Origin of the sequence: Streptococcus sp. 116-D4 (assembly GCF_009731465.1) — a bacterium.
GTDB classification, from domain to species: domain Bacteria; phylum Bacillota; class Bacilli; order Lactobacillales; family Streptococcaceae; genus Streptococcus; species Streptococcus pseudopneumoniae_E.
In genome coordinates this window covers 101,105-126,719 of record NZ_AP021887.1, presented here as the reverse complement: position 1 = coordinate 126,719, position 25,615 = coordinate 101,105, and the positions used below count along the sequence as shown (strand labels likewise).

The window sequence follows — 25,615 nt, the reverse complement described above, 5'->3', positions numbered from 1 at the left end:
GAAGTCAGCTAAGCTCGAGAAAGGACAAAATTCGTCCTTTCTTTTTTGATGTTCAGAGCGATAAAAATTCTTTTTTTGAAGTTTTCAAAGTTCCGAAATCCAAAGGCGTTACGTTTGATAAGTTTGATGAGATTATTGGTCGCTTCCAATTTTGCGTTGGAATAAGGTAATTGAAGAGCGTTGATGATTTTCTCTTTGTTCTTTAGAAAGGTTTTAAAGACAGTCTGAAAAATAGGATGAACCTGCTTTTGATTGTCCTCAATGAGTCCGAAAAATTTCTCAGGATCTTTGTTCTGAAAGTGAAAAAGCAAGAGCTGATAGATCTGATAGTGGTGTTTTAAGTCTTCTGAATAGCTCAAAAGCTTGTCTAGAATCTCTTTATTGGTCAAGTGCATACGAAAAGTAGGGCGATAAAAGCGTTTATCACTCAATTTACGACTATCCTGTTGGATGAGTTTCCAGTAGCGCTTGATAGCCTTGTATTCATGAGATTTTCGCTCAAACTGATTCATGATTTGGACACGCACACGACTCATAGCACGACTAAGATGTTGCACAATGTGAAAGCGATCAAGTACAATTTTAGCACACGGAAAAAGCTGTTTAGCCAAGTCATAGTAGGGACTAAACATATCCATCGTAATGATCTTCACTCGACATCGGACGGTTCGATCATATTTAAGAAAGTGATTTCGAATGATAGCTTGTGTTCTACCTTCAAGAACAGTGATGATATTGAGCTTATCAAAATCTTGCGCAATGAAACTCATCTTTCCCTTAGTGAAGGCATACTCGTCCCAGGACATAATTTCAGGAAGACGAGAAAGATCATGCTTAAAACGGAAGTCATTGAGCTTGCGAATAACAGTTGAAGTTGAAATGGACAGCTGATGAGCAATATCGGTCATAGAAGTTTTTTCAATCAATTTTTGCGCAATCTTTTGGTTGATGATACGAGGGATTTGATGATTTTTCTTTACTAGAGGAGTCTCAGCCACCATCATTTTTGAGCACTGATAGCACTTGAATCGACGCTTTTTCAAGAGAATTCTAGTAGGCATACCGGTCGTTTCGAGGTAAGGAATCTTAGACGGTTTTTGAAAGTCATATTTCTTCATTTGACTTCCACAATTAGGACAAGATGGAGCCTTATAATCCAATTTAGCGATGATTTCCTTGTGTGTATCCCTATTGGTGATATCTAGAATCTTGATGTTTGGGTCTTTAATATCGAGCAGTTTTGTGATAAAATGTAATTGTTCCATATGAATCTTTCTAATGAGTTGTTTTGTCGCTTTTCATTATAGGTCATATGGGACTTTTTTTCTACAACAAAATAGCTCCATAATATCTATAGGGGATTTACCCACTACAAATATTATAGAGCCAAAATAAAAACCAGCTCGAGCTGGTTTTTTGGTTACTAATTTTCTGTTTCAACGAATCGTCCCAGAATATGAACATTCTCAGACACAGAGACAAAGGCACCTGGATCCACCTGTTTCATAATCTGTTTAAATTCATTAAACTCTGCTCGTGTGATAACGGTAATTAAGATTGCCTTTCTCTCATGATTATAGGTTCCTTCTGCATCGTGGATCATGGTTGCTCCGCGGTGCAATTTTTTATGGATTTTTTCAATTACCTTGTCTGGGTGATTGGTCACAATCATGGCCTGCATGCGTTTTTGCTTGGTAAAGACAGCGTCTGTGACACGGCTAGAGACAAAGATGGTAATCACAGAATAGAGAGCGTATTTCCAACCAAAGGTCAAACCTGCTATCAGCATGATAGTTCCATTTACCAAGAAAGAAATACTACCAACATTCCTCCCTGTTTTCTTGCGAATGGTCAGGCTGACGATATCTGTCCCACCGCTGGAGATATTGTTGCGAAGAGCAAAACCAATCCCCAAGCCCATGACAACACCCCCAAAAAGGGCGTTGATAATGGGATCCTCCGTCAAGGTCACCACAGGAATAAACTGGATAAAGAAGGAACTCATGGACACCGTGATAAAGGTAAAGACGGTGAACTTATGCCCAATCTGATACCAAGCCAAGACCATCAAAGGAAAATTAATGGCGTAGAAGGTCAGCGAAATCGGAATGTGAAAACCAAACCAGTGATTACTCAAGGCAGAGATAATCTGTGCCAGACCTGTCGCACCACTCGAATACACATGCCCTGGTTGGAAAAAGAAATTGACCGCTACTGCTGATAAAAAACCATAGACCAGAGAGGCCGAAATCTTCTCATCATATTTTTCGCGAGAGATGCTTTGTAAGACACGTAAAATTTTTATCTGATGAGCAAAGCGGCGCAGATAATAGCGCCACCGCTTAATTCGTTTTGCTTGTTTCATCTTCTTCTACTTGTAAGCTGAGTTCCTCTAGTTGTTTGAGAGCTACTGTTGAAGGAGCTTGTGTCATTGGATCAGTTGCCTTGTTATTCTTAGGAAAGGCAATGACTTCACGGATATTTTCTTCTCCAGCTAAGAGCATGACAAATCGGTCAAGCCCGATAGCTAAGCCACCATGTGGTGGGAAACCATAGTCCATGGCTTCAAGAAGGAAACCAAACTGGTCATTTGCTTCTTCGGCTGAGAAACCAAGAGCCTTGAACATACGTTCTTGAAGGTCTTTTTGGTTGATACGAAGACTACCCCCACCAAGCTCATAACCGTTCAAGACGATATCGTAAGCAATGGCACGAACCTTAGCCAAATCACCTTCTAATTCGTGAGCAGTCTCTTCCTGTGGAAGGGTGAATGGGTGGTGAGCGCTCATGTAGCGGCCTTCTTCTTCAGACCATTCAAACATTGGCCAGTCAACCACCCAAAGGAAGTTGAATTTATCGCCATCAATCAAGCCAAGCTCTTTGGCAATACGTCCACGAAGGGCACCAAGAGCTGCATTGGCCACCTCAAACGTATCCGCCACAAAGAGAACCAAGTCCTTATCTTCAAGAGCAAGCGCTGTTGTCAATTCTGCTTGGATGCCAGTCAAGAACTTGGCAACTGGTCCGTTTACTTCTCCATCAACCACCTTGACCCAAGCAAGACCTTTGGCACCGTACTGCTTGGCTACTTCCGTCATCTTGTCGATGTCTTTACGTGAATAGTTGTCCGCAGCGCCTTTGACCACAATGGCTTTGACAGCAGGTGCTTCTGAAAAGACTTTAAAGTCTACACCTTTGACCACTTCTGTCAGGTCCTGAAGCAACATGTCAAAACGAGTATCTGGCTTGTCAGAACCATAACGAGCCATAGCATCATCGTATTTCATACGAGGGAATGGAAGCGTCACTTCGATACCTTTAGTTTCTTTCATCACGCGCGCAATCAAGCCTTCTGTGATATCTTGGATTTCTTGCTCAGTAAGGAAAGACGTTTCCAAGTCGACCTGAGTAAACTCAGGCTGACGGTCTCCACGCAAGTCCTCATCACGGAAACATTTGACGATTTGGTAGTAACGATCAAAACCAGCATTCATCAAGAGCTGTTTTGTAATCTGTGGACTTTGAGGAAGAGCGTAGAAATGCCCTCTATTAACACGAGATGGCACCAAATAGTCACGCGCCCCTTCTGGCGTTGACTTAGAAAGGAATGGTGTCTCCACGTCGATAAACTCCAACTCATCCAAGTAGTTGCGGATAGAGTGGGTCACCTTAGCACGAAGTTTAAGATTTTCCAACATTTCTGGACGACGAAGGTCAAGGTAACGGTAACGCAAACGTGTATCGTCATTAGCCTCAATGCCATCCTTAATCTCAAATGGGGTTGTCTTAGCTGTATTCAGCACTGTCAGAGCGGTCACGTTTAACTCAACCGCACCAGTTGGCAACTTATCATTGGCTTGCTCACGCGCAGCGACCTGTCCAGTCACCTCGATAACAAATTCGCTACGAAGGCTTTCAGCTGTTGCCATAACCTCTGCAGAGACTTTTTCAGGGTTGATAACCAACTGCATGATTCCTTCACGGTCACGAAGATCGATAAAGATCAAACCACCAAGGTCACGACGACGGCCAACCCATCCTTTCAAAGTCATTTCTTGTCCGATGTGCTCCTTGCGAACACGACCAGCGTACATACTACGTTTCATGTTTTCTCTCCTCTTTTATTCTGTTACTATTTTACCATAAAAGCGCAGGCTCTTCATGAAAATCAGCAGAAAAGTTTGCCTGTCTTAAAAAATCAGGTAAAGTCCCTAAAAATTAGCGCTAATATTCTTCGAAAATCTCTTCAAACCACGTCAACTTCATCTCCAACCTCAAAGCCGTGCTTTGAGCAAGCTGCGGCTTGTTTCCTAGTTTGCTCTTTGATTTTCATTGAGTATAATACAAAAATCCGATGAAAATATCACCGGACTCTTTTAATTTGAATTGTTGTCTGCTTTACGCTTTTCAGCGATTTCAGCTGCCTTTCGAGGCAAGACAATTTCCGTTATATAAGCTGTCCCAAAGCGCAAGACACCTGCAATAGGGGCAAAGACAACTGCTAGATAGTTGTAGAAGAAATCGCCCTTGAAGGCATAAGCTAGCGCCCCGATAATGAAAAATAGAACAACTGCCTGAATCACTGCTAATAAAATTACTCGTTTCATGTGACCTCCTGACTCTATTATAGCATGAGAATCATCAAAAAGCCGACTAAATTATTCAAAGCGTGGAGAGAAATACTGTAGACCAGACCTTTTCTGCTAATGTAAGCCAAGCCTAAACTAAAACCCAGGCTAAAATAGACAAAAAATTGTTGCACATCACCTGGAAAATGAATCAAGGCAAACAGAAGACTAGATACCAGAAGGAAAATCAGAGTTTGTTTACTATTGTCCTGCTTAGGAAAGAGATAGCGCGCCAACATTCCTCTAAAGATAAGCTCTTCCGTCAAAGGAGCAAAAATAACGACCGCAAAGAATGAGAAAAGTGGTTGAGACAAGGTCAAGTCTATCGCCATTTGTTGATTTACTGAAGGATCATTTGGCAAGAAAAACTGGACAACCAGAGATAAGAACCAAACCAAGGCAGGAAGCCAAATAAATCGGTTGAAGTCACTCTTCTCAATACGAACAGGACCTTTCTGATACCATTTGTAAATGCCGTACACATAAACTCCAGCCAAGGCCACATAGAGCAAGGTAACAGCATAGGGTGAAGCGCCTAGTTTCAAAGCTTCTACAGCCCCACTCTGAACGGTCCCATAGATAAACAAAAATGATAAGAAAGCAAGAACAAACCAGCCAAGGTTTTTAAGTAATTTCATAGATAACTCCTTTATTTAAAATAACGTTTCACCATAGGTAACTGCATCACATTGATATAAATATGAATCGCTCCTACAAGCAAGAAAGCTAGTAACTGAATCTCTCCTGTCAAGAAAGAAATGATAAAAAGAAAAATATATAAGCCTGGTAAGACATAGTTATTTAATTGGAATAAAATCCGAAAACTCTGTTCCAAATTAGCCTGACGCTCCCCTTCATCATAAGAATTAATATAGTTCAAGACATCCTTTGGTGTAGAGAAAAGAGCCAAATCAAATTGACGAACAATCGCAATTGTTTTAGAAAGATATTTTTGACTCTGCAAGAGCAGCACTAATTCCAAAAAGGAAAGGGAAAATGTTATATGACTTACATCGAGTACAATTACTTCACTACCTGAGATGACAAGAGCCAATAAAATCGCTACACTTGTAATACTAGAAGTAATGGTTCCAAACTCAAGATTCCGATACATTTGCACATAATAGGTTTCATTCAAATCATCATCCATTTCCTCTTGATACAAGGAGTGAAATTTTCTGCTTTTCTTTAAGAAATTGAACGTCAAAACAATGCCAACGAAACCTGATAGTAAACAAATAGCTGATATCCATGGTATCAAGATTTTTACATCTAACATAATTCCGTGGAATTCGGAACCAGCCTTCAACATATCTACAAACATGTACAAAAAAACTCCCAAGACAAAAGGAATTAAAAATAACAAACCACGTTTCTTTTTCATATTCATTCTCCTTTTTCACTTGCTAGATTTTTGGATTTCTTTTCAATCCATTCAACGACTGGGATAAGGGCAAAGTAGGCCCAAACAAATTGGTCGCTGTAATAGAGATCAAACCATCCTAAATTTGTTCCAATTAGTAGACACAGGCTGACTAATAGGGCTACGGCAACTACATAATAGATCACTTTATACTTGTTCATCACTCGTCCTCCTCCAAGCGAAATACCGATTCGACTGTTTCGTTGAAAATTTGAGATATTTTCAGGGCAATGATAATGGATGGGGTGTACTCATCCCGTTCTAGTAGGCTAATGGTCTGTCTGGAAACCCCAGCTAGCTTGGCTAGGTCGGTTTGATTGAGACCATCGCGAGCCCGAAGTTCTTTTAGACGATTTTTTAGTTGCATGTTACACACCTACTCTCCGCCAAATTCAACAGTTTGGATATCCTCAATACGTTGCAACTTGAATTTTTCTTTCCCCTTTTTATCAACACTACGTAGTTTGACCCATTCCTCATCGACATCCACAACTTCCCAGTTATCTGGCCCAATATACGCTCCTGTTATAATTGGTTTCTTTCCAATCATTTCTTGCAATAATCTCGACATTTCTATATTTCCTTTCTCTTTTCGCTCAAGCTTTTTGATTTTCTTCTCTAGTTTCTTGATTTTTTCAGAATTATTAGAATAAAAGAAAATCAGAAATAGTATAAGTACTACTACCCACATCATAGCTCCTTTCTCCTTTTCTCTTAACTTACTTACATTGTAACACATCTTTTTCTTTTTGACAAGCATATTTGTCAAAAAGTTTATGATTTTTGTCATTTTGCAAAAGAAAAAGGTCAGGAATAGGTTCCTGACCGGTTTATCTATCATTAAAATCCTAGTTTTTCAAAGATTTCTGAGAAGTTTTGGCTGATTGTCTCAAATGACACTTGCACTTCTTCTCGGGTTTGATTGTTCTTGACCGTCACTTGTCCGCTTTCGACTTCACTCTCTCCTAGGGTGATGAGGGTCTTAGCCGCAAAGACATCGGCTGACTTAAACTGAGCTTTGAGTTTACGGTTGAGGTAATCACGCTCTGCTTTGAAACCTTGTTGGCGAAGGGCTTGTACCAACTCCAAGGCCTTGACATTTGCTCCTTCACCCAAGACTGCGATGTAGACATCTAGGGCATTCTCGATAGGGAGGGCCACATCTTGCTTTTCAAGAATGAGAAGCAGGCGCTCTACACCAAGTCCAAAACCAAAGCCAGCAGTTTCAGGGCCTCCAAAGTAAGAAACCAAACCATCGTAACGACCACCCGCACAGACTGTCAAGTCATTGCCCTCAATCTCAGTGATAAACTCGAAAATCGTGTGGTTATAGTAGTCCAGACCACGCACCATATTGGTATCGATGATGTAGTCTACTCCAAGATTTTCCAACATCTGACGCACAGCATCAAAGTGAGCTTGACTTTCTTCATCAAGAAAGTCCAAGATAGACGGCGCATTCTCTACTGCCACCTTGTCTTCTTTTTCCTTAGAGTCCAAGACACGGAGAGGATTTTCCTCCAAACGACGTTGGCTATCCTTAGACAAGGTCTCCTTGAGCGGTGTCAAATAGTCAATCAAGGCTTGACGGTAGGCCGCACGGCTCTCAGGATTTCCAAGAGTGTTAAGGTGCAATTTAACACCTTGGATACCGATTGCTTTCAAGAAATGGGCTGCCATCGCGATGGTCTCCACATCGGTAGCTGGATTGCTAGAGCCAAAACACTCAACACCAATCTGATGGAACTGGCGCAAACGACCTGCTTGTGGGCGCTCATAGCGGAACATGGGCCCCATGTAGTAGAACTTACTTGGCTTTTGCACTTCTGGGGCGAAAAGTTTATTTTCCACATAGGAACGGACAACGGGAGCAGTTCCTTCTGGACGGAGGGTGATATGGCGGTCACCCTTGTCATAGAAGTCATACATTTCCTTGGTTACGATATCGGTTGTATCTCCGACAGAGCGACTGATAACCTCGTAATGCTCAAAAATGGGCGTGCGCACTTCCGCATAGTTATAGCGCTTGAAAATCTCACGGGCAAAGCCCTCAACGTACTGCCACTTGGCAGATTCAGCAGGTAAAATATCCTGCGTTCCTTTTGGTTTTTGTAATTTCATAGGGAATCCTCTTTAAACTTAATAGTCTTATTTTACCATAAATAAAGGGATTAAAACAGTGAGAAAAAATTAGGATTTAGATATCATTTTTAAGATTAATAACTGTCAAAAGAATAGCTAGCAAGGAAAAACCAACAAATAGCATCCAAGTCAACTGTATATTCCATACGGCTACTAGTGAAAAACAGGCTGTTCCCACAGGTACAGATAAGGTAAATAATAAACCTAAAAAATTACTGGTACGAGCTAGAACCTCTGGAGCTAGATTTTTCAGGAGCATGGCACTAATCTTTGGTGAAACTTTACCAGACACATACAGAGTAAAGAAGAGAAATAGCAAGCCAAGCACGACTTGATTGAATACGTTAGCCAGACCAACTAGACTGAGTCCTACAGTCGCCCACATCATCAATCTAGGCAGGGACTGCTTCCCAAAGTAATCATTGCCCGTAAGGCTACTGATGATGATTGCTAACAAAGCACAGAATTGACTGATAAATAATGCCTCTGTGTAAGAAAAATCCAAAAGAGAATGGCTCAAGAAGAAGATATTATAAATTCCACCCAAAGCGCCACCCAAGGCATTGATCAGCAAGACAGCAAAGAGCATAAAACCAAAGTTTTTCTGTCCACTTTTAAGAAAAACGAGGCGTAAATTTCGGTAAATTGTTAGGAACTGGTCTTTGATAGAAAGCTTATCATTTTTTTGTGATTCACCAGCGGCAGATGACATTGACAGGCTCAATTTGCTTTTTCCTAAAAAGAGAATAGAGGCTGATACGAGGAAAAAGCAGGCATTGATTCCCGCAACGAGGGAAAAATTGTTGACCGATAGACCTAAGAGCCAAACTCCGAAAGCTTGACCACCAATAGCTGAAATATAGGTGATAAACTGGGAAAAAGAATAAGCTTCCATCAAATCCTCTTCAGCTACTTTTTCCTTAATGAGAGGCATTCGTAAACCACCTGCAAAATCACTAATCACATCACTGATAACATTGATCAAACACAGGCTAGAAAAGGCAAAGAGACTAGCTTGCTGAACAACTAGGGCTGCTAGAAAAAATAAAACCGCCTGAAACAAACCGCTATAGACCATCCATTTGACCTTATCCCTCGTGTAATCTGCCCGAATCCCTACAAAAACTGTAAAGAGAGTCGGAATAATCATGACAATATTCGCCATAGCAACAGCAAAGGAGGCCTGTGGCAAGGTCGATGCATAGACGATAAATACCAGATTAAAAATCGAAGCACCAAAAGCATTGAAGAAGCGTGACAAAGTCAAGAGACGATAAGCTTGATTTCTGAACAATAGTTTCATAGGTAATCTCCCTTCTTGTTCGAATACTCAATGAAAATCAAAGAGCAAACTAGGAAGCTAGCCGCAGGTTGCTCAAAACACTGTTTTGAGATTGGGGATAAAGCTGACGTGGTTTGAAGAGACTTTCGAAGAGTATAAGTTCTATATGAAGTATGACTACAGTATAGCACTTAGAAATTCTAGAGAAAAAACTTTTGAATATATGCAACACACAAAATGAGCAAAAAAACGATAGAACTTCTTTGATGGCCTGAGAAAGCTCAACAGTTCTATCGCTTAAAATTTCAAATCATTTTCTTAGTTTGCAGATATTCAAGAATCGGGAGTTTTTCTTCTATAGTAATCGGCAGATTTGTTACAGCCTAGCATCTCAAAAATACGGACAGCCTCTTCCATCTTTTTCCGACCTTCCTTGACTCTACCTTGCTTGCTGTCAAGGAGACCCTCTGCCCACAAATAGACAATTCGGAAATAGGTCTCATTTTCATTGTAGAAATGTTCTTCGATAACACGTTTAAAATAAGAGGCATTGGTAAATTCTTCACATTCAATGCTAGCTAAAAAACCATTCAATAGTATAGTGTGAAACAGATTTCGATTGCCAGACATTTCCATTAGAAAATCAGATTTACGTACCATTTCTCGTACATATCTAGTAAAAAGAGAAATAGATAAGAAGGGAGAACTGACTGAAAATAAATTGAGTTCATAGATTCCCCAGATCTCGGTAGAAAACAAGTAATCATGAAGGACTTTCCTTTCCTCTGCCGTTAACTCCACCCTTTCATCCATGCTCTTCATATAGGACTTGATAATAATGGCATTTAAAATATGTTTCTGTTTGTTTTGAGAATCGGCCTGCTTTTGATACTCCTTGCGATACAAGTCTTCAAGCGGAGCTATGTTCTTTGGATCCAAGACATCTATGATTTCTTTTCTCAACTCAGAATCTGTATCATACTGAAAACCTCTGGCCAGAAAGAGGATTTCCTCCACACTGGCAGATATATTTTCTAGGGCAAATAGAAACTTTTCCACCGAAAGCTCATTCTGACCTGTTTCAAAGCGGGACAACATAGACGGCGAAAATCGTCCTCCAGTTGCTTGTCTCAGCGAGATATTTCTTGACTCTCGTAATTGTCTAAAGACTTTTCCAATCTGCTCCATGGGTTCCCCTTGATTCCGTATTTTCTTCATTTTATCATATTTTTCAGAAAATTCATCAAAAACTTGCCAAATTGTCAGAATTATGAGAAAATAGAGGATATTTATCACGTGGAGGGACTGTAATGAGAGACGATATCAAAATCAATGACCGTGCTTTGGCCTTACAAGACCAAATTATCGAAAAACTAGAGAAGGTTTTTGATACAGATGTGGAATTGGATGTTTACAATCTAGGACTGATTTATGAAATCAATCTGGACGAAATGGGTCTCTGCAAGATTGTCATGACCTTCACTGACACCGCCTGTGATTGTGCCGAAAGCTTGCCTATCGAAATCGTGGCAGGTCTGAAACAAATTGATGGTATCGAAGATGTCAAGGTTGAAGTCACCTGGTCGCCTGCTTGGAAAATCACACGAATCAGTCGCTATGGCCGTATTGCCCTTGGACTGCCACCTCGTTAAGCAGGAAAATTACTTTTGAAGATGAAAAGAAGCAAGCCGAAGTTGGCTTGCTTTTTGAGTTTATTTTTTACCTGACTTGTCCATATTCCAGAAGTCTGTCACGGCTCCGCGTGAAGCAGATGATACGATATGGGCATATTTACCGAGGACACCACGGCTGTAAAGTGGTGGCAAGGTTGTTTCTGCCTTGCGTTTTTCAAGTTCTTTTTGGGATACGGCCATGGAAATTTCTTTAGTATCTTGGTCAACCGTAACGATATCGCCTGTACGAAGGTAGGCAATTGGTCCACCATCCTGAGCTTCAGGAGCGATATGTCCAACAACCAGACCATAAGTACCACCAGAGAAACGTCCGTCTGTCAAGAGGGCAACCTTGTCTCCCTGACCTTTACCAACAATCATTGATGAAAGTGACAGCATCTCAGGCATACCAGGACCACCCTTAGGTCCAACGAAACGAACAACGACTACATCGCCATCAACGATTTCATCTGTCAGAACAGCCTGAATCGCATCTTCTTCTGAGTCAAAGACCTTAGCTGGTCCAACGTGACGGCGCACTTTAACACCTGATACCTTGGCAACCGCACCGTCAGGGGCAAGATTCCCGTTCAAGATGATAAGCGGACCATCTGCACGTTTTGGATTTTCAAGTGGCATGATAACTTTTTGACCTGGAGTGAGGTCTGCAAAGTCAGCCAAGTTCTCAGCGACAGTCTTACCAGTACATGTGATGCGGTCCCCGTGAAGGAAACCATTTGCCAAGAGATATCTCATAACCGCAGGCACACCACCGACTTCGTAGAGGTCTTGGAAGACATACTGACCAGATGGTTTCAAGTCAGCCAAGTGAGGCACACGTTCTTGGATCGTATTGAAGTCCTCAAGTGACAAGTCAACATTGGCAGCATGGGCAATGGCAAGCAAGTGAAGAGTGGCATTGGTAGAACCACCGAGAGCCATGGTTACAGTGATGGCATCTTCAAAGGCTTCACGAGTCAAGATGTCTGATGGTTTGAGACCGAGCTCCAACATCTTAACAACAGCACGTCCTGCTGCTTCGATGTCTTCTTTCTTATCAGCTGATTCAGCTGGATGAGAGGATGAGCCTGGCAAACTCATACCGAGAACTTCGATAGCAGTCGCCATGGTATTAGCTGTGTACATACCACCACAGCCACCAGGGCCAGGGCAGGCATTACATTCAAGACGTTTGACGTCCTCAGCTGTCATATCACCGTGGTTCCATTTTCCGATCCCCTCAAAGACAGAAACCAAGTCAATGTCTTTGCCATCAAGATTTCCCGGTGCAATGGTTCCACCATAGGCGAAAATAGCTGGGATGTCCATATTGGCAATGGCAATCATAGAACCAGGCATATTCTTATCACAGCCACCGATAGCGACAAAGGCATCCACGTTGTGACCACCCATAGCCGCCTCGATAGAGTCCGCAATGATATCACGAGATGTCAAAGAGAAGCGCATACCGGGCGTTCCCATGGCAATCCCGTCCGCTACGGTAATTGTCCCAAACTGAACAGGCCAAGCACCTGCAGATTTGACACCTTCTTTAGCCAATTTCCCAAAATCGTGCAAGTGGATATTACATGGTGTATTTTCCGCCCAAGTCGAAATTACTCCCACAATCGGTGTTTCAAAGTCCTTATCTGTCATACCAGTCGCACGAAGCATGGCACGGTTTGGTGATTTTACCATACTGTCATAAATGCTACTGCGGTGGCGTTTATCTAATTCAGTCATTTGTTCCCTCCCATTTCAGTTTTTACTATTATAGCACATTTTAAAGGCAATGAACAGAAGAAAATTCTTGAATTTTCAGAAAATTTCGATTAATTTGGTCGATGACCTTCTAATTTTTTCATCTTTTTTTGTCAAGTAACTTTACTTTACAAAAAAAATGTGTTATCCTAGTATGGTTGATGAAAATCAGTAGATTGAATCGAATTTAAATACCTAAAGGAGAAATCAAAATGGCAGTACCTGCACGTCGCACTTCAAAAGCGAAGAAAAACAAACGTCGTACACACTACAAAGTAACAGCTCCATCTGTAAACTTTGACGAAACTACTGGAGATTACTCACGTTCTCACCGTGTATCACTTAAAGGATACTACAAAGGACGTAAAATCGCTAAAGCTGCATCAGCTGAATAATAGAAGGGAGATACCATGCGCGTAAATATTACACTTGAACACAAAGAATCTGGTGAACGCTTGTACCTTACTTCTAAAAACAAACGTAACACTCCAGACCGTCTTCAATTGAAGAAATACTCACCAAAACTTCGCAAACACGTTGTGTTTACAGAAGTTAAGTAAGGGTTCAATACGAATCAATACAGAAGAAAAACGCTGATTCAAGCGTTTTTTCTTTTTGTTAATTTCACTATATTGCAAGGGAAATCATTCGAATCACTACCTTTTTCACTACTTTTTTGAAATAAGAATATTGATTCGGACGATTAAAAGCAAGAGAAACTTCATTATGAGGTTTCTCTTTTTTATCTTTCGTTGCACTAAATTTTAGCATTTACTTGTTTTAAGTTCAATTCCCTTTCTTCAAACAATAATCTGATTTGGATTTGAGTAGGAGCGTTTCCATTATTTAAAACACAAACAAGCCTTGTTTCAATATTTGGTTTAAATTGTCTCCCATCAATTGAATCTTGTAACAGTGGATGTTGTAGGATACGATTGCGTATTTCTTCATGAGGAATTGAACCCCAGCAAATAACTGGCTCAGCTCTTTCGATAATCATTCTAGGAATATATTCAGGTGCAAATTGTTCTGGTGAAATACATAATCCTCCGTTTTCTTTGAAAGAATTTAATAATCGGTTAAAAATAGCACTTGGCTCCCCATTGCATTTGATTCCATAAAATCCAATTAAGTCACCAACTTTTTTAGCAATATCTGACTTATTATTGTCTATAAATCTAGATAATTCTTCATTTTCAGGAAGCCCTTGTCTCCTTTGATAAATACCCTGCCAATTATCTTGATTTCCTTCATAATTTGCACAATTACTTTTTCTTCCTATGTCGTATGGCAGTCCTTCTATAGGATTTTTTGTATGTGCCGCATAATATCTTCCAGCTCTATTTCGCGTATTATTATTCCCCCCCGATAAGTTGAATCGAAGAACCACAAGTTGGACACAATGCGTACTTACTGCCATTTTGATAATATAGTGATTCTTTATTTGTTCTCTCTTCAAACTCATCAATATGATAAGTTCCACCATTGATTAATTTAAAATATTTCATCGCTATTACCTCAATAAATAATCCGTCTAATCTTATTATACCATCGATTTTTCATACTGTGAGAACCTGAAATATAAAAACGAAGAATACCATCTCTTCTCAATTTCTATTGTGTCAGTATTATTGAATATAATATTTTTATAAAAAGATTTTCATATTATTTCTAATATATTTTAAATAAAGACTAAGTCTTTTTTTGCTTTTCTCTATTTATTTGTATCTATTGAAATGCTAGAACTAGAAATTTCATCTTGTCTAGTATTTTAGAGAATCCAAAACACAGTTCAATAATATGCACTATTTTTTCTTGAACAAGCGGATGTAGTCCTGTTTGCTATGAATAATATCTGATATAAAGACAGCTTTTCTGTCCTCTAAAATATGATAGAAGGCTAGGTAATCGCCTAAAATGATGCATCGAGTTTTGTGGGGTGGGTATATAATAACTCCTACTCTTTCATCAGCATCAAATCCTGCTTCTGGAAAAACTTCAAGCCGCTTCAAACCATAAAGAATATTCTTAACTGTGTTTGCTCCTGCCTGTTCTGAAAAGTAGTTAGCTGAGATATAATCTTTAATACCTCTTAGCTGTTCTTGTACCGTTTCGGAGATAATAAGGCTATATACGTTCTCGTTAAATTCCAAGGTTAGCCCTCACTTCATCAAGGCTGTAAGTTCTTCCATGTTCTAAATCGTCAAAGCTACGGGCAATTTCAGCACGCAACCCTGATAGAAGTTCTTCTCTTTCTTTATCTACTTGAGTTTCAAATGGCAAAGCTTTATTTTCTACAATGTGTTCTAAAAACAAGTTAAAACTAGCTGTCATATCAAGATTTTGCGCTGTGATAATAGCTTTAGCCTTCTCTAACAAGTCTTTGTTAGTCTTAAAGTTTACCTGTGTATTTTTTTCTAAAACATTCATAGTAGTACCTCCTTTTAGACTATTATATCACTTTAAACTATACAGGTCTAGTCGCGTATAGATACTTATAGCTGTATGCTTAAAAGCTATTGTAAAAACAAAAAAAGCACTAAGGGAAAGCGCCCCAAAGTGCTCAATATCAAGGCTCTAAAGCCTATCTGATTCAATAAAATATTACAACATTTTGTTGTAGAATAGATTTAGTATAAATTACACTTTGTTATGCTTTATAAATGTTGATTCTGTAATATTTTTAGAATTTACATATTAAATAAAATAGATTAAACTTTACTCCAAGGTGGACAAAAAGGAGTACAAATTTCATGGTGATGAGTTCAGTAGGCAAGTAAGAAGTACCATTTAGGTACTTTTTATTTTACTCTATTCATCTTGTAGATTAAGGTTGTATATTTACTTTAGTTAAAAATTATTAAAAAGAATTAACTAATGTATATATAACTGTGGTATAATTAGGATAGTGTTTAACAATATTTTAAACATAAATATAAAACAGGAGGCTTTTTATGAATAAAAAGAAAATTGAGAAATTTGCTAACTACTTTATAGGCTTTTTAGTGATATTTTCTCTTTTAGGTTTTTGGTTTGCTCATATAATAGAAAGCAATAGTAAGCAAGAATATGCTAAAGATACGGAACGTGTTACTAAGTTAGTTGAAACACTAGAAAATGACACAGAAAATATTAAACCAAATATAACGCTAGAGGAAGCTTTGAAGCTTGTTTCTAATGATAGTGAATTGTCATCTGTTAAAAAGGAAATTAAACACCTAAAAGATACATATCCAACCGATTATGAGGTAAAATTTGGTAACTTGTCTTACCGTGTAGATGAAGTGGAATTGAAACTTAATAAACAAATCGAAAAGATTAAAGAAGAAAAGGAGAGACAAGAACAAGAAGAACGGGAAAAACAGAAAAAAATGAAAGAGGAAGCAGAAAAAAAATCTAATGAATCTGAGAAAAAATCTAATGAAGAAAACAGAAAAGTAGATTTAGATGCTTTCTATAATGCAATTCAAGAGGGTGTAGATAAAGTAAATACACAATTAGGAGCAAATATGCTTGAAATGGAAAAAACATCTGTAACACCTGGCATCAGAATCATTCTCACAGAAAATAATGCTTCGTATTCAAATAAAGAACTTAGAGCAATTATCAGTGCGCTAAACAAATCTTTATATAAAATTGCTAAATCCCACGGAGTAAATAGCCCTAGATTCTATTACACACTCAGTGATGAAGAAGTCGCTGTGAATCGTTATATAATGGCTCCTGATGAAGTTAAGTTTTCTGGAATATTAAAGTAGTAAATTAATAAGAATAGTAGTAATTTTTACTTTTGTAATTACAACAATTATTAGGATTCTTCTAACAGGTTCCCCTATATAAGAGATAACACATTTTTAAGGTAATAGATAAGCACTGGATACTTAGATTCAGCGCTTTCTTTTTATTTTTTAATCGACCTCTTCAATAAAGAAAAATAATTCTCATTCCTTATCTGAATAATGTAACCTTTAATCCTCACAATATGTAAAAAGTACGGATAGATTCTAATTACCTGACCTACAGATTACTATTAAAAATTACTTCACAAGAGACTATAACAATCTGAAGAATGAAGGAAATACCAATAAATACTAAAGTAACTGTCTACTGTTGGATATATTTCGGATAAATTACACTTTAGTTGCTTTTTATTTTACACTAACTATCTTGGCTTAATTCAAGTATTTCCATCACCTTATGAACAATCATCTTATGCTGTGGATGTTTCTGAATCTTCAATAACAGTTCCATCATTTCTGTATCTTGTGGCACAGAATAAGGTAAGAAAAAATCACTCAATGGAACTTCCAAAGCATCAACAATCTTCACAAAAGTTTCCAAAGAGATATTTCTGTGATTATTTTCTATCTGACTGATATAAGGAACGCTTAGATTTGTTCTTTCTGCTAGTTCTTGCTGTGTAATCTTCTTTGAAGCTCGTAAGTCTCGTATCTGATTACTTATAGTTTCTAATATATCATCCATTCCTTCACCCTCTATGTTAAATCTACTATCTATCTTATAGATTAAACAATCAGGTTTACATTCTCTATGGTTTAATATTTTTTAAAAATATATTCTATTGTTAAAATTTGTGTGATATAATTATAACTATTAGGAAATATTTCTTTTATTTTATTAAATAAAGTTAAATATTAGGAGGTTATATATGCTTAAAAAGCTTAAGGAATTGAGCAAAGAACAAAAGATTATAGGTAGTATTGTACTATTGCTTATCCTCATTTTTTTCTTTACACTATTAACTAGCAGTAGTACTAAACACTCACAAGTTCAAACTAAGGCTAGTGATTCTGTCAAACAGTCTTCACAAGTTAAACAGTCTAGTTCTTCTTCCTCTACTTCATCATCCAGTAGTGAAACTAGCTCTAAAATAGAGAAATGGTCTCCAACTGGACATATAGCTGTAGACGCTTATCTAAATACACCACAAATTAAAATCATACTACGAGCCAAAGCAGTGAGAGAGATAGCACACAAACTCTCTAACACAGATAAACTCTACGAAGTTGAAGCCGAGGTAATTGGGATTGAAGAAAAAGATGAATACCGTGAGTACAGCATAACAGGCAAGAAGCTTCTTATTCGTACACCTGAATCACTAGCTGTGAAAATGAATGAACTTATGGTCTATACAGGAAACACAGTATCTATAGAAAAATACGATTCAATCGATAAAGGCTCGTTAGTAATCAGTGAAGTGAGAAAAACAGAGAAAGCACAAGAAGAAGAAAAAGCAAGTATCGAAGCCTCTAAATCAAAAGAGGAAGAAAGCAAAGCATCTTCACGAGAAAAAGAGCAAGAACAAGCTTCATCTCACACTATAACTACTCCTACACAATCGTCTACGCCTGCTCCACAATCTCATTTAAGACCGTTCAAAAACTGTACGGAAGCACGAAAAGCAGGACGTGTAAATATACCTGCTAGTGACCCACAATACGGTCCATGGTTAGATAGAGATAAAGACGGATACGGATGTGATGAATAGTAAGAAAGTTCTTATTCTACTGTCACTACTACTTATTATAATCGTCACATTCACAGCATACTTAACCACTCTGCCACAAACAGACTACCAGATAGCTATAAACAGACTCCAAAAGATAAGTTTAGAGGCTGTGGAACAGAAAATACAACATAAAGAAAGCTTTTACCTATACACAGGGAGAGAGAGTTGTCCATACTGCCAAGAATTTGCTCCAAAGCTAGCAAAAGCAGTAGATAAAACTGAGACAACTGTGTATTACTTAGATAGTGAGCATATAGATAAGACAAGTTGGAATAACTTTAAAACAACTGTAGGATTCAAAACAATCCCCAATCTCACTTACTTCACAAATGGTACAGTATATGACATATTACCGAAAGCAAGTCAAGCTAATGTTGAAGTGATTACACAGTTTATTGAAGAGAAATAAAAAAACAAGTACAAACAGCTAATAACTTGAATGTTATAAGATAAAATTCAGGGAGACCAACAATGATTAAAGGAAAAATTATTAAAATAACTGAAGCTACAGTTTATATAGGTTATGAAGATGGAAGTTTAAAGGAAATTCCTATTGAATCTTGTGACTTTGAACCTAGTATAGGGGATTATGTCGAGGTTTATGGTGATATTGTTATAAAGATTGATAGTAAAAATAAAATTAGCAAAGTGAAAAAAAGTATTTCTGAAAGACTATCATTAGTCGCACATATAAATCTAGTTTTAGTAATAATTATAGCTATTATCACTGTAATTTGTTCAATATATCTAGGTTATCAGGAAACCATAGCCCTAGTTGTACTTGAGTCGACTATAATGTGCTTATTAAATCTTGCATTTCTAATAATTTCATCTATTAAAAAAAGTAAAGTAAATAAGGACATTTCTTTCAAATGTTTTATTATCGCTCTTGTATGTGTGATTTTGTCATTTATGGCATTTGGTTTTGTAGAAAAGTTTACAGAAAAGACACCAACGACAGTTTCAAGAAATACTACATCACAAAATAGTTCTAACTCCTCATCCTCTTTAAAGGCAAGTAGCTCTACTACACCTTCATTATCTAGAGAGAGTAGCTCTAGTTCATCATCCTCAGTACCATCAAAACCTAAGATTACTGTAGATAATGATAAAGCAAATTATGGTGAAGTAGACTATAACAAGTGGAATCATGATGAAATAGCCGTAGATACTAAAGTAAGGGTATATGGTAAAGTTTTACAAGCTATGGAAGATGGGAAAGCCTATACACTGCGTGTAGCCATAAATGATGACTATGATAAAATTATTTTGGTTTCTATTCCTTCTGAATACAACAATAGAGTTATAGCCGAAGATGACCATATAACATTGTACGGACTAGTAAAAGGAAGACAAAGTTATGAGACGGTCTTTAAATCCACAAAAACACTACCTCTCATGGTTGCCTATATGTACGAGAACTAATACTACATGAAAAATAAAAAACATAACCAAATTATTCACGTTTCAGAAACACATATTATCATTCGACTCCACACAAACGAGACTCTAAATGTTCCTATCAATGAGTTAACTTTTCATCCTAAAGTAAATGATATTGTTGAAGTTTACCAAAATCAGAATCACGTAGTAGTTTGTCCTCTACCACAGAACAACAAGCTTTGGATTCTTATATCCTCAATTACACTTCTACTTCTTACCATTATAGGAGCTACTTTTTTATTCTTTAGACATCCAGATAGGAATATAGAAACAGTAGATAGTCACTCTTCACAACAAATCTCATCTACTACTTCTAGTTCCTCTGCATCATCCACCTCTTCTTCCAGCACATCTACTACAAGCTCTAGCTCAACTGAAGATAGTATAATAGATACGACAGCCGAAGAGCTTAGAGACATGGAGAATGATGGCAGATTAAAGACTGGTCAACTATATCGCTTCACAGCAGAACTAATTCGACAGTCTTTTTGGGGAGAATATAACGGAAATCTTCAACAACTGAGCTCATATTACAGTGTGTGGGTAAGAGCTAGCAATGCTCCCATTACTGGAATTGAAATACCAATTAAAAAATCACTCATTAAGGGTTGGAAAGAAGGAATGACTGCTACATTTACAGTTAAAATCGCAGAAGATTCTGAACATTTTCAATATAGATTTGCTACTGATGCCACACTTATCACGACTCCCACAGAAGAAAAACACACAGAAAATACAACACAAGAAATTGATACACAGGCTATTCTACATGGAGACTATTCTAGTGTAGCTGGTACTTGGAGGAATGAGCTAGGACATGAAATAGTGTTTAATAAGAATGGTTTAGTAAAAGGAGGACAGATATATAAATCAGGTATAGGAAGCGATGGACAGATAGGTTTTAGTGTTAGCACAGGACCTACAGGATATGGTATGAGTGTTTATCCAATTGGCATTACTATAAAATGGATTGATTCTGATTTAAGCAAAAATAGAATCATAGCTGGACAAACTGCTCCGAATAGCTCCGAACAGGTATTTTACAAAATAGATTAAACCAAAATTGCCTCTACCTATTAATTCTTCTCTAATAGCTGAAAACCCCTGCAATGAGTAATTGCAGGGGTTTTGTATATCCTTTATATCACATGAACCTCCTTCAGACAATTCCACACTACTAACACATGTTTGATATAGAGAGTTAATCGTTGAATAGCAAAATTCACATACATCCATTACTATTCTATTTTTTAATCGACCCTTAGAAATCCTATTATCACGCGCATTACTAACCACAAACACAGAGAGAGAAATTGATACTATTGTACAGTAAAAACTGATAGCTGAATCAAGTCAACATTACAAAAACATGAAATTCTATAATGTAAAACCTCTTTAAATAGCTAGTTTTATTCTCTAATTTATCTCATAAGCATACGCCTTTATGCCGTGAAAGCAAATTGACAGTAAGTAGGCACAAAGTACGCTAAGAACGCCTCAGACGAAAGGCTTTAGTTTTTCGGATGAACAGTTCATTTGTACGAGAGTGCCTTGTTTCTTGCTGTCAATTAGACCATGGAATAAATTAGGCGTATTTGGTACTAAACAAAGTGTTTCACTCCTTTGCCTTCGCTCATGGCGGGCTAGTCGTTCACACTTTGTATATCTCTAGAATGATACACTTGATACACTAATTTCTAACTTCTTAGAATAAATAAAACAAATAAAATTGAAAATAGAAATGAAATTTACTGTTTCAAGTGTATCAAGAGCATGACTTCATTACATACCCTTTATGTCTCTTTGTAGTATCTAAACTGAAGGTCTTAGAATGAACAAAAAGAACCAAATCACTCTCATCAAAATCTTTACAACTAGATAATGTTGACTTAAAGACCCAGTTTGATGGAAGTGCATCTTTTAATTCTTTGTGAAAGGCTTCCTTAGTTCCTCGTTCTAAACCATTTCCTTCACAGAATTGTTTATATGCCCATAGCATAAATGAATTCGGCAAGAAAGTAGATTTTACACGACTAAACAGATAAGATGAAAACTGTTCAACACTTGTCATAGACTTCCCATGAATTTCCTTGATAGCAGGGTGGTGACTGATATCCTTGAATCCATCACTGATATCATATTCTAATGCATTTTGCAATACATATTCTAATACATCCTGACGTTTTAGATAAACCTGCTTTATTTCTCTCTTGTAACCATCTTTGTTAAATTCAGAAACGAAGGGAAGTATGAAAGTTCTTCTTGCTATAGCTTCTTTGTCTCCTTGAATCTTAATCAATCGATTAGATGATTGAACAATCACAGGAGTAAGTCGAGCAGAATAGGCCTGTTTGCCTTTCTTTTCGATTGTGACAATATCATGAGTAACTAGAGAAAACATAGTAGAAGGGTCTGTTATCACCTTATCAATAGGATTATCATCTCCAATAACTAAGTGTTTACCTATTAACTGTGAAGTGGCAAAACGGTTTCTACCATCTAATTCAGTTAGTTTCATGGAGGCTGTGTTACTCCTACCTACTAAGTTAATTAGCAACTCCTGGAAACTACCCTTACCTGTTCCTCCTTTTCCAATCAGCCAAATAATTCTCTCGTCAGCATAACCACGTATCACTGCCAAAATTGTTTGCCATGCTAAGTGAATTAGTTCAGCATCATTATTAAACAGTTCAGCTAACCAAGAATCAATAGACCAACCACCTAATACTGGAGAATTTGCTTCTGAATTATAATTTACTTGTACCTTATGTGTAAACACAATTGAAGGACTGTATTTCATTCCATACCGATAATAAGTATCATAAATACAATTCCCTAAAGCTATGTAACGTAAACCTTGATATATACTTACATTTTTACAGCTACAACTTAGTGCACAAATAATCTCGTTTATATCAGCACTCCTAAAAGAAGGTTCTAATCTTCTTACTAATTTAGGAACTATATCCCAAGCAGGTTGATAAATCCCCTCTTTTGGATTATACACAAATAAGCTACCTTCCCCAGCATCCTCTATTTCAGCTATACTAACCACAATGAGATGAGCCATTAAGAATTCTGCCATAATATGAAAAGGAGGTTTTCTCTTTTTCTGCTTCTCTTTATCTGAAACATCTGTATGTGGGTTAGAATCAATTACCTCATCTTTATATATTCGCCATGTATCCTTATATTTATCTATTGGAGTAGAGTTATCAAAAGATTGAATAGCACTCTCAGGGTAATTTTCAAATTCATAGTCAGATTCTAATACAGAATCTTTTGCTTTAATCTTAATTAATGACATAGTCATGTTCCTTTCGTTTATAAACATCACACTGTATAGTGTATTTGAGCAATTGAATCAAAGATTCAACATGGTTACAAGTACCTATGTGTTTCAAGTAATCATAGGAATTTTTATCTATATTTATTATTTTTTCATACAATACAGTTACTCCCTTCTAGTAATTGAAAGGAACTTCATAACATCTGATTTCTTATAGAAAACTTTGCGAGTTCCTTCTATCGGTGGACAGTATCGGGTTAACCCCAAACGCTCCCATTCATGCAGAGTTACTAAACTAATACCTAGTTCTTTGATTAACTCTTTCTGTTGTATCAAGCCAAACGAGTCACTGTGAGATGGAAGCATTGTATGTGATAGATAATCATTTATTAAATGCTCAATCCTCTCCAATAATGCTAGTTCTGCTTCTTGAGATAATATCCCTTGTGGTGTACTAAACATAGACACCCCCTTTCTTTTCCATTTTGTGCACAACTATCCTCTCATAACTATTACAGCTCGCCTGTTAACTAAGTTAATTAACTTGAGTTATGTTTTGAATTTTATCAGTTTTCTATTTACATGTCAAGGGTTTTGTGCTAAAATGTTACTAAAGTTATTGAACGGAGGTTAATAATGATAGGAGAATATCTTAAAAAATGCCGCACAGAAGGCGGTGTAACTACTAAGAGCCTTGCTGAAGACCTAAAAGTATCACAGTCTTATATCTCACAAATTGAAAATGGGAAAAAGATTCCCAGTTTAACTAAAATCCTTGATATTACTGAAAGCATTGCTTCACTCTCTATAAAAGAAAAATGCGAACAAGATGGATTAGAGTTCGATGAATACTGCATTGAATATAAAACATTGGCTAGCACTTATATTGGTGATATAATCAACAATATCAACATGAATTCAGTTCATAACGATAAAGAGAAGCAACTTTTAAAAGATTTAATTGAATTAAGAAATGATGAATCCATATTCTCAAAGTTAAAAACATACAAAGATATTAGCCAAGATATTATCACTGGAGAAAAGATTAAAATCAACCTTGATTATATCTTTAGGAAGAATGTAAAAATAACTATTGATGGTCAAGCACTCACAGCTGAAGACTTAACTGCTCTACAAATACTGATTGAAGGTATTCGTTCTAGACACAAATCATAATATCTATTTTTCATAACCTTTTACAGCTTGCCTACTGATGTTAGAAAGGTTAAGAAATGAAAATAGCAGAAATAAAGAAACAAAATGGTAGCATTGTATATCGTTCTAGAGTATATCTTGGTACCGATTTATCAACTGGAAAAAGGGTACAAGCTAATCTGACAGCTAGAACAAAAACTGAATTGAAGAAAAAAGCTCAATCAGCTAAGGCTGAATTCCAAAATAATGGCTTCACTAAAAAGGAAACAATCCCACTAACAAGCTATGAAGAAGTAGCTCAACTATGGTGGGAAAGCTATCAACACACAGTGAAACCAAATACGCAAGATTCAGTAAAGCGACTACTATCTAACCATGTGATTCCTTTATTTGGTTCTTATAAGTTAGATAAGTTAACTGCTCCCATTATTCAGCGCATTGTTAATCAACTAGCTCTACGTGCTAACAAACGAGAAGAAGGCGCATTTCTACACTATGATAAAATTCACGCGCTAAATAAACGTATACTACAATATGCTGTGACGATGCAGATTATTGATATAAATCCAGCTCGTGAAGTTATTCTTCCTCGTAAAATAAAAAAGGGTAGAAACAAAGTAAAACACTTTAATAACTTAGAGTTAAAGCAATTTCTCAGCTATTTAGAAGAGACTAACTTAGCAATATATAGAAATATCTATGAAATTACTTTGTATAAGTTTCTTCTTGCTACTGGTTGCCGTATTAACGAAGCCTTAGCTCTACACTGGTCAGATATTGACCTACATAATGCAACTGTGAATATTACAAAGACACTAAATCATTTAGGTGAGATTAACAGTCCAAAGTCTGAAGCAAGTTATCGCACAATTGATATTGACCCACAAACTATAGAGGTCTTAAAAGTGTATCAAAAAAGACAAAGGCAAGAAGCTTGGAAACTTGGTCGAACTGAAACTGTTGTCTTCTCAGATTTTATTCATAAATACCCAAACAATAAAACACTATCAACTCGTTTAAACACACGTTTCAAACATGCTGGTGTACCTAATATTGGATTCCACGGTTTTAGACACACACACGCTAGTCTTTTACTAAACTCTGGAATACCATATAAAGAATTACAACACCGTCTAGGTCATTCTACACTAGCTATGACTATGGACACTTACAGTCATCTCTCCAAAGAAAAAGCAAAAACAGCCGTCTCATTTTATGAGAAAGCTGTTAGTTCGTTATAAGTGATGACAAAAATGATGATAAACCCAGAAATCAGCGTTTTAAGACAA

General features: G+C 37.2%; 29 protein-coding genes. 10 read left to right on the top strand and 19 right to left on the bottom strand.

All coding sequences use genetic code 11. From position 1 onward, the window contains the following. Window positions 1-8 precede the first annotated feature (8 nt). From UKS_RS00630 to UKS_RS00575, 12 genes are all read right to left on the bottom strand, one after another. Window positions 9-1,265, bottom strand: a complete 1,257-nt coding sequence (locus tag UKS_RS00630) for an ISL3 family transposase (protein WP_156011377.1) — start codon at window positions 1,263-1,265, stop codon at window positions 9-11. 158 nt (window positions 1,266-1,423) lie between these two features. Next, window positions 1,424-2,365 carry a YitT family protein gene (locus tag UKS_RS00625; protein ID WP_156011376.1) on the bottom strand — a complete coding sequence of 314 codons (942 nt, stop codon included), beginning with the start codon at window positions 2,363-2,365 and terminating at the stop codon, window positions 1,424-1,426. Then, complete coding sequence (aspS, locus tag UKS_RS00620) at window positions 2,343-4,106, bottom strand: aspartate--tRNA ligase (protein WP_156011375.1); 1,764 nt, start codon at window positions 4,104-4,106, stop codon at window positions 2,343-2,345. The genes UKS_RS00625 and aspS overlap by 23 nt, the downstream gene beginning before the upstream one ends. 270 nt (window positions 4,107-4,376) lie before the next feature. After that, window positions 4,377-4,607: a hypothetical protein gene (locus UKS_RS00615; RefSeq protein ID WP_049494763.1), complete on the bottom strand. Its 231-nt coding sequence runs from the start codon at window positions 4,605-4,607 to the stop codon at window positions 4,377-4,379. 17 nt (window positions 4,608-4,624) lie between these two features. Continuing rightward, the gene (locus UKS_RS00610; RefSeq protein WP_156011374.1) at window positions 4,625-5,266 is read right to left on the bottom strand and encodes a CPBP family intramembrane glutamic endopeptidase; all 642 of its coding nucleotides are present in this window, start codon (window positions 5,264-5,266) and stop codon (window positions 4,625-4,627) included. An 11-nt stretch (window positions 5,267-5,277) separates the two neighbouring features. Beyond that, complete coding sequence (locus UKS_RS00605) at window positions 5,278-6,018, bottom strand: DUF3169 family protein (protein WP_156011373.1); 741 nt, start codon at window positions 6,016-6,018, stop codon at window positions 5,278-5,280. Next, window positions 6,015-6,212: a hypothetical protein gene (locus UKS_RS00600; RefSeq protein ID WP_156011372.1), complete on the bottom strand. Its 198-nt coding sequence runs from the start codon at window positions 6,210-6,212 to the stop codon at window positions 6,015-6,017. Before UKS_RS00600 ends, UKS_RS00605 begins: the two co-directional genes overlap by 4 nt. Further along, window positions 6,212-6,418, bottom strand: a complete 207-nt coding sequence (locus UKS_RS00595) for a helix-turn-helix transcriptional regulator (RefSeq protein WP_001176227.1) — start codon at window positions 6,416-6,418, stop codon at window positions 6,212-6,214. The genes UKS_RS00600 and UKS_RS00595 overlap by 1 nt, the downstream gene beginning before the upstream one ends. Window positions 6,419-6,427: 9 nt before the next feature. Next, window positions 6,428-6,892, bottom strand: a complete 465-nt coding sequence (locus tag UKS_RS00590) for a hypothetical protein (RefSeq protein WP_156011371.1) — start codon at window positions 6,890-6,892, stop codon at window positions 6,428-6,430. Next, window positions 6,892-8,172: a histidine--tRNA ligase gene (hisS, locus tag UKS_RS00585; RefSeq protein ID WP_156011370.1), complete on the bottom strand. Its 1,281-nt coding sequence runs from the start codon at window positions 8,170-8,172 to the stop codon at window positions 6,892-6,894. The genes UKS_RS00590 and hisS overlap by 1 nt, the downstream gene beginning before the upstream one ends. Window positions 8,173-8,248: 76 nt before the next feature. Further along, window positions 8,249-9,496, bottom strand: a complete 1,248-nt coding sequence (locus UKS_RS00580) for a transporter (protein ID WP_156011369.1) — start codon at window positions 9,494-9,496, stop codon at window positions 8,249-8,251. A gap of 312 nt (window positions 9,497-9,808) precedes the next feature. Continuing rightward, the gene (locus UKS_RS00575) at window positions 9,809-10,663 is read right to left on the bottom strand and encodes a helix-turn-helix domain-containing protein (protein ID WP_156011368.1); all 855 of its coding nucleotides are present in this window, start codon (window positions 10,661-10,663) and stop codon (window positions 9,809-9,811) included. Window positions 10,664-10,785: 122 nt separating this feature from the next. Here UKS_RS00575 and UKS_RS00565 point away from each other — a divergent pair, with 122 nt between their 5' ends. Then, window positions 10,786-11,127 (top strand): metal-sulfur cluster assembly factor, encoded by a 342-nt coding sequence (locus UKS_RS00565; protein ID WP_049494775.1) that lies wholly within the window; start codon window positions 10,786-10,788, stop codon window positions 11,125-11,127. A gap of 60 nt (window positions 11,128-11,187) precedes the next feature. Here the strand turns inward: UKS_RS00565 and ilvD are convergent, their stop codons facing one another. Further along, window positions 11,188-12,891, bottom strand: a complete 1,704-nt coding sequence (gene ilvD, locus UKS_RS00560; protein WP_156011367.1) for a dihydroxy-acid dehydratase — start codon at window positions 12,889-12,891, stop codon at window positions 11,188-11,190. Between the two features lie 230 nt (window positions 12,892-13,121). Here ilvD and rpmF point away from each other — a divergent pair, with 230 nt between their 5' ends. Next, window positions 13,122-13,304, top strand: coding sequence for a 50S ribosomal protein L32 (gene rpmF, locus UKS_RS00555; RefSeq protein WP_000290417.1), 183 nt, complete (start codon window positions 13,122-13,124; stop codon window positions 13,302-13,304). A 15-nt stretch (window positions 13,305-13,319) separates the two neighbouring features. After that, window positions 13,320-13,469: a 50S ribosomal protein L33 gene (rpmG, locus tag UKS_RS00550; protein WP_001265622.1), complete on the top strand. Its 150-nt coding sequence runs from the start codon at window positions 13,320-13,322 to the stop codon at window positions 13,467-13,469. A gap of 197 nt (window positions 13,470-13,666) precedes the next feature. On the opposite strand, the gene UKS_RS00545 is transcribed toward rpmG, so the two are convergent. The 3 genes from UKS_RS00545 to UKS_RS00535 form a co-directional block, all read right to left on the bottom strand. Further along, on the bottom strand, window positions 13,667-14,329 hold the full coding sequence (locus tag UKS_RS00545) for a hypothetical protein (RefSeq protein ID WP_232049746.1): 663 nt from the start codon (window positions 14,327-14,329) through the stop codon (window positions 13,667-13,669). A gap of 385 nt (window positions 14,330-14,714) precedes the next feature. After that, entirely contained in the window at window positions 14,715-15,062 is a 348-nt protein-coding gene (locus tag UKS_RS00540; protein ID WP_049494785.1) for a type II toxin-antitoxin system RelE/ParE family toxin, read from the bottom strand. Continuing rightward, a complete protein-coding gene (locus UKS_RS00535; RefSeq protein ID WP_049494786.1) occupies window positions 15,052-15,339 on the bottom strand; it encodes a type II toxin-antitoxin system RelB/DinJ family antitoxin in 288 nt (95 codons plus the stop codon). The genes UKS_RS00540 and UKS_RS00535 overlap by 11 nt, the downstream gene beginning before the upstream one ends. Window positions 15,340-15,863: 524 nt before the next feature. Here UKS_RS00535 and UKS_RS00525 point away from each other — a divergent pair. Next, window positions 15,864-16,667, top strand: coding sequence for a hypothetical protein (locus UKS_RS00525; RefSeq protein ID WP_140834014.1), 804 nt, complete (start codon window positions 15,864-15,866; stop codon window positions 16,665-16,667). A 400-nt stretch (window positions 16,668-17,067) separates the two neighbouring features. Here UKS_RS00525 and UKS_RS00520 read toward each other — a convergent pair whose 3' ends face one another. Beyond that, complete coding sequence (locus UKS_RS00520) at window positions 17,068-17,394, bottom strand: helix-turn-helix domain-containing protein (protein ID WP_156011366.1); 327 nt, start codon at window positions 17,392-17,394, stop codon at window positions 17,068-17,070. Window positions 17,395-17,578: 184 nt separating this feature from the next. On the opposite strand from UKS_RS00520, the gene UKS_RS00515 reads away from it, so the two are divergent. From UKS_RS00515 to UKS_RS00495, 4 genes are all read left to right on the top strand, one after another. Next, on the top strand, window positions 17,579-18,418 hold the full coding sequence (locus tag UKS_RS00515; RefSeq protein WP_156011365.1) for an excalibur calcium-binding domain-containing protein: 840 nt from the start codon (window positions 17,579-17,581) through the stop codon (window positions 18,416-18,418). Next, complete coding sequence (locus UKS_RS00510) at window positions 18,411-18,848, top strand: thioredoxin domain-containing protein (RefSeq protein ID WP_156011364.1); 438 nt, start codon at window positions 18,411-18,413, stop codon at window positions 18,846-18,848. Before UKS_RS00515 ends, UKS_RS00510 begins: the two co-directional genes overlap by 8 nt. 62 nt (window positions 18,849-18,910) lie before the next feature. Continuing rightward, window positions 18,911-19,864 carry a hypothetical protein gene (locus UKS_RS09775; RefSeq protein WP_232049745.1) on the top strand — a complete coding sequence of 318 codons (954 nt, stop codon included), beginning with the start codon at window positions 18,911-18,913 and terminating at the stop codon, window positions 19,862-19,864. A gap of 6 nt (window positions 19,865-19,870) precedes the next feature. Next, window positions 19,871-20,938, top strand: coding sequence for a DUF6287 domain-containing protein (locus tag UKS_RS00495; RefSeq protein ID WP_156011363.1), 1,068 nt, complete (start codon window positions 19,871-19,873; stop codon window positions 20,936-20,938). Between the two features lie 709 nt (window positions 20,939-21,647). On the opposite strand, the gene UKS_RS00490 is transcribed toward UKS_RS00495, so the two are convergent. Together UKS_RS00490 and UKS_RS00485 are read right to left on the bottom strand one after the other, a co-directional pair. Beyond that, complete coding sequence (locus UKS_RS00490; RefSeq protein WP_173020426.1) at window positions 21,648-23,189, bottom strand: phage/plasmid primase, P4 family; 1,542 nt, start codon at window positions 23,187-23,189, stop codon at window positions 21,648-21,650. Window positions 23,190-23,336: 147 nt separating this feature from the next. Next, complete coding sequence (locus UKS_RS00485) at window positions 23,337-23,633, bottom strand: hypothetical protein (RefSeq protein ID WP_156011361.1); 297 nt, start codon at window positions 23,631-23,633, stop codon at window positions 23,337-23,339. Window positions 23,634-23,807: 174 nt separating this feature from the next. Here UKS_RS00485 and UKS_RS00480 point away from each other — a divergent pair, with 174 nt between their 5' ends. Further along, entirely contained in the window at window positions 23,808-24,347 is a 540-nt protein-coding gene (locus UKS_RS00480) for a helix-turn-helix domain-containing protein (protein WP_156011360.1), read from the top strand. A 56-nt stretch (window positions 24,348-24,403) separates the two neighbouring features. After that, window positions 24,404-25,567, top strand: coding sequence for a tyrosine-type recombinase/integrase (locus tag UKS_RS00475; RefSeq protein WP_156011359.1), 1,164 nt, complete (start codon window positions 24,404-24,406; stop codon window positions 25,565-25,567). Window positions 25,568-25,615: the final 48 nt, after the last annotated feature.

Coding starts and splice junctions, on each gene's coding strand:
- hisS (WP_156011370.1), bottom strand. CDS start 8,172: ATGAAATTACAAAAACCAAAAGGAACGCAGGATATTTTACCTGCTGAA.
- UKS_RS00535 (WP_049494786.1), bottom strand. CDS start 15,339: ATGAATGTTTTAGAAAAAAATACACAGGTAAACTTTAAGACTAACAAA.
- UKS_RS00480 (WP_156011360.1), top strand. CDS start 23,808: ATGATAGGAGAATATCTTAAAAAATGCCGCACAGAAGGCGGTGTAACT.
- UKS_RS00515 (WP_156011365.1), top strand. CDS start 17,579: ATGCTTAAAAAGCTTAAGGAATTGAGCAAAGAACAAAAGATTATAGGT.
- UKS_RS00525 (WP_140834014.1), top strand. CDS start 15,864: ATGAATAAAAAGAAAATTGAGAAATTTGCTAACTACTTTATAGGCTTT.
- aspS (WP_156011375.1), bottom strand. CDS start 4,106: ATGAAACGTAGTATGTACGCTGGTCGTGTTCGCAAGGAGCACATCGGA.
- UKS_RS00490 (WP_173020426.1), bottom strand. CDS start 23,189: ATGTCATTAATTAAGATTAAAGCAAAAGATTCTGTATTAGAATCTGAC.
- UKS_RS00630 (WP_156011377.1), bottom strand. CDS start 1,265: ATGGAACAATTACATTTTATCACAAAACTGCTCGATATTAAAGACCCA.
- UKS_RS00580 (WP_156011369.1), bottom strand. CDS start 9,496: ATGAAACTATTGTTCAGAAATCAAGCTTATCGTCTCTTGACTTTGTCA.
- UKS_RS00605 (WP_156011373.1), bottom strand. CDS start 6,018: ATGAATATGAAAAAGAAACGTGGTTTGTTATTTTTAATTCCTTTTGTC.
- UKS_RS00610 (WP_156011374.1), bottom strand. CDS start 5,266: ATGAAATTACTTAAAAACCTTGGCTGGTTTGTTCTTGCTTTCTTATCA.
- UKS_RS00510 (WP_156011364.1), top strand. CDS start 18,411: ATGAATAGTAAGAAAGTTCTTATTCTACTGTCACTACTACTTATTATA.
- UKS_RS00615 (WP_049494763.1), bottom strand. CDS start 4,607: ATGAAACGAGTAATTTTATTAGCAGTGATTCAGGCAGTTGTTCTATTT.
- UKS_RS00595 (WP_001176227.1), bottom strand. CDS start 6,418: ATGCAACTAAAAAATCGTCTAAAAGAACTTCGGGCTCGCGATGGTCTC.
- UKS_RS00600 (WP_156011372.1), bottom strand. CDS start 6,212: ATGAACAAGTATAAAGTGATCTATTATGTAGTTGCCGTAGCCCTATTA.
- UKS_RS00565 (WP_049494775.1), top strand. CDS start 10,786: ATGAGAGACGATATCAAAATCAATGACCGTGCTTTGGCCTTACAAGAC.
- rpmF (WP_000290417.1), top strand. CDS start 13,122: ATGGCAGTACCTGCACGTCGCACTTCAAAAGCGAAGAAAAACAAACGT.
- UKS_RS00475 (WP_156011359.1), top strand. CDS start 24,404: ATGAAAATAGCAGAAATAAAGAAACAAAATGGTAGCATTGTATATCGT.
- ilvD (WP_156011367.1), bottom strand. CDS start 12,891: ATGACTGAATTAGATAAACGCCACCGCAGTAGCATTTATGACAGTATG.
- UKS_RS00590 (WP_156011371.1), bottom strand. CDS start 6,892: ATGATAGATAAACCGGTCAGGAACCTATTCCTGACCTTTTTCTTTTGC.
- UKS_RS00625 (WP_156011376.1), bottom strand. CDS start 2,365: ATGAAACAAGCAAAACGAATTAAGCGGTGGCGCTATTATCTGCGCCGC.
- UKS_RS09775 (WP_232049745.1), top strand. CDS start 18,911: ATGATTAAAGGAAAAATTATTAAAATAACTGAAGCTACAGTTTATATA.
- UKS_RS00485 (WP_156011361.1), bottom strand. CDS start 23,633: ATGTTTAGTACACCACAAGGGATATTATCTCAAGAAGCAGAACTAGCA.
- rpmG (WP_001265622.1), top strand. CDS start 13,320: ATGCGCGTAAATATTACACTTGAACACAAAGAATCTGGTGAACGCTTG.
- UKS_RS00520 (WP_156011366.1), bottom strand. CDS start 17,394: ATGGATGATATATTAGAAACTATAAGTAATCAGATACGAGACTTACGA.
- UKS_RS00495 (WP_156011363.1), top strand. CDS start 19,871: ATGAAAAATAAAAAACATAACCAAATTATTCACGTTTCAGAAACACAT.
- UKS_RS00545 (WP_232049746.1), bottom strand. CDS start 14,329: ATGGCAGTAAGTACGCATTGTGTCCAACTTGTGGTTCTTCGATTCAAC.
- UKS_RS00575 (WP_156011368.1), bottom strand. CDS start 10,663: ATGGAGCAGATTGGAAAAGTCTTTAGACAATTACGAGAGTCAAGAAAT.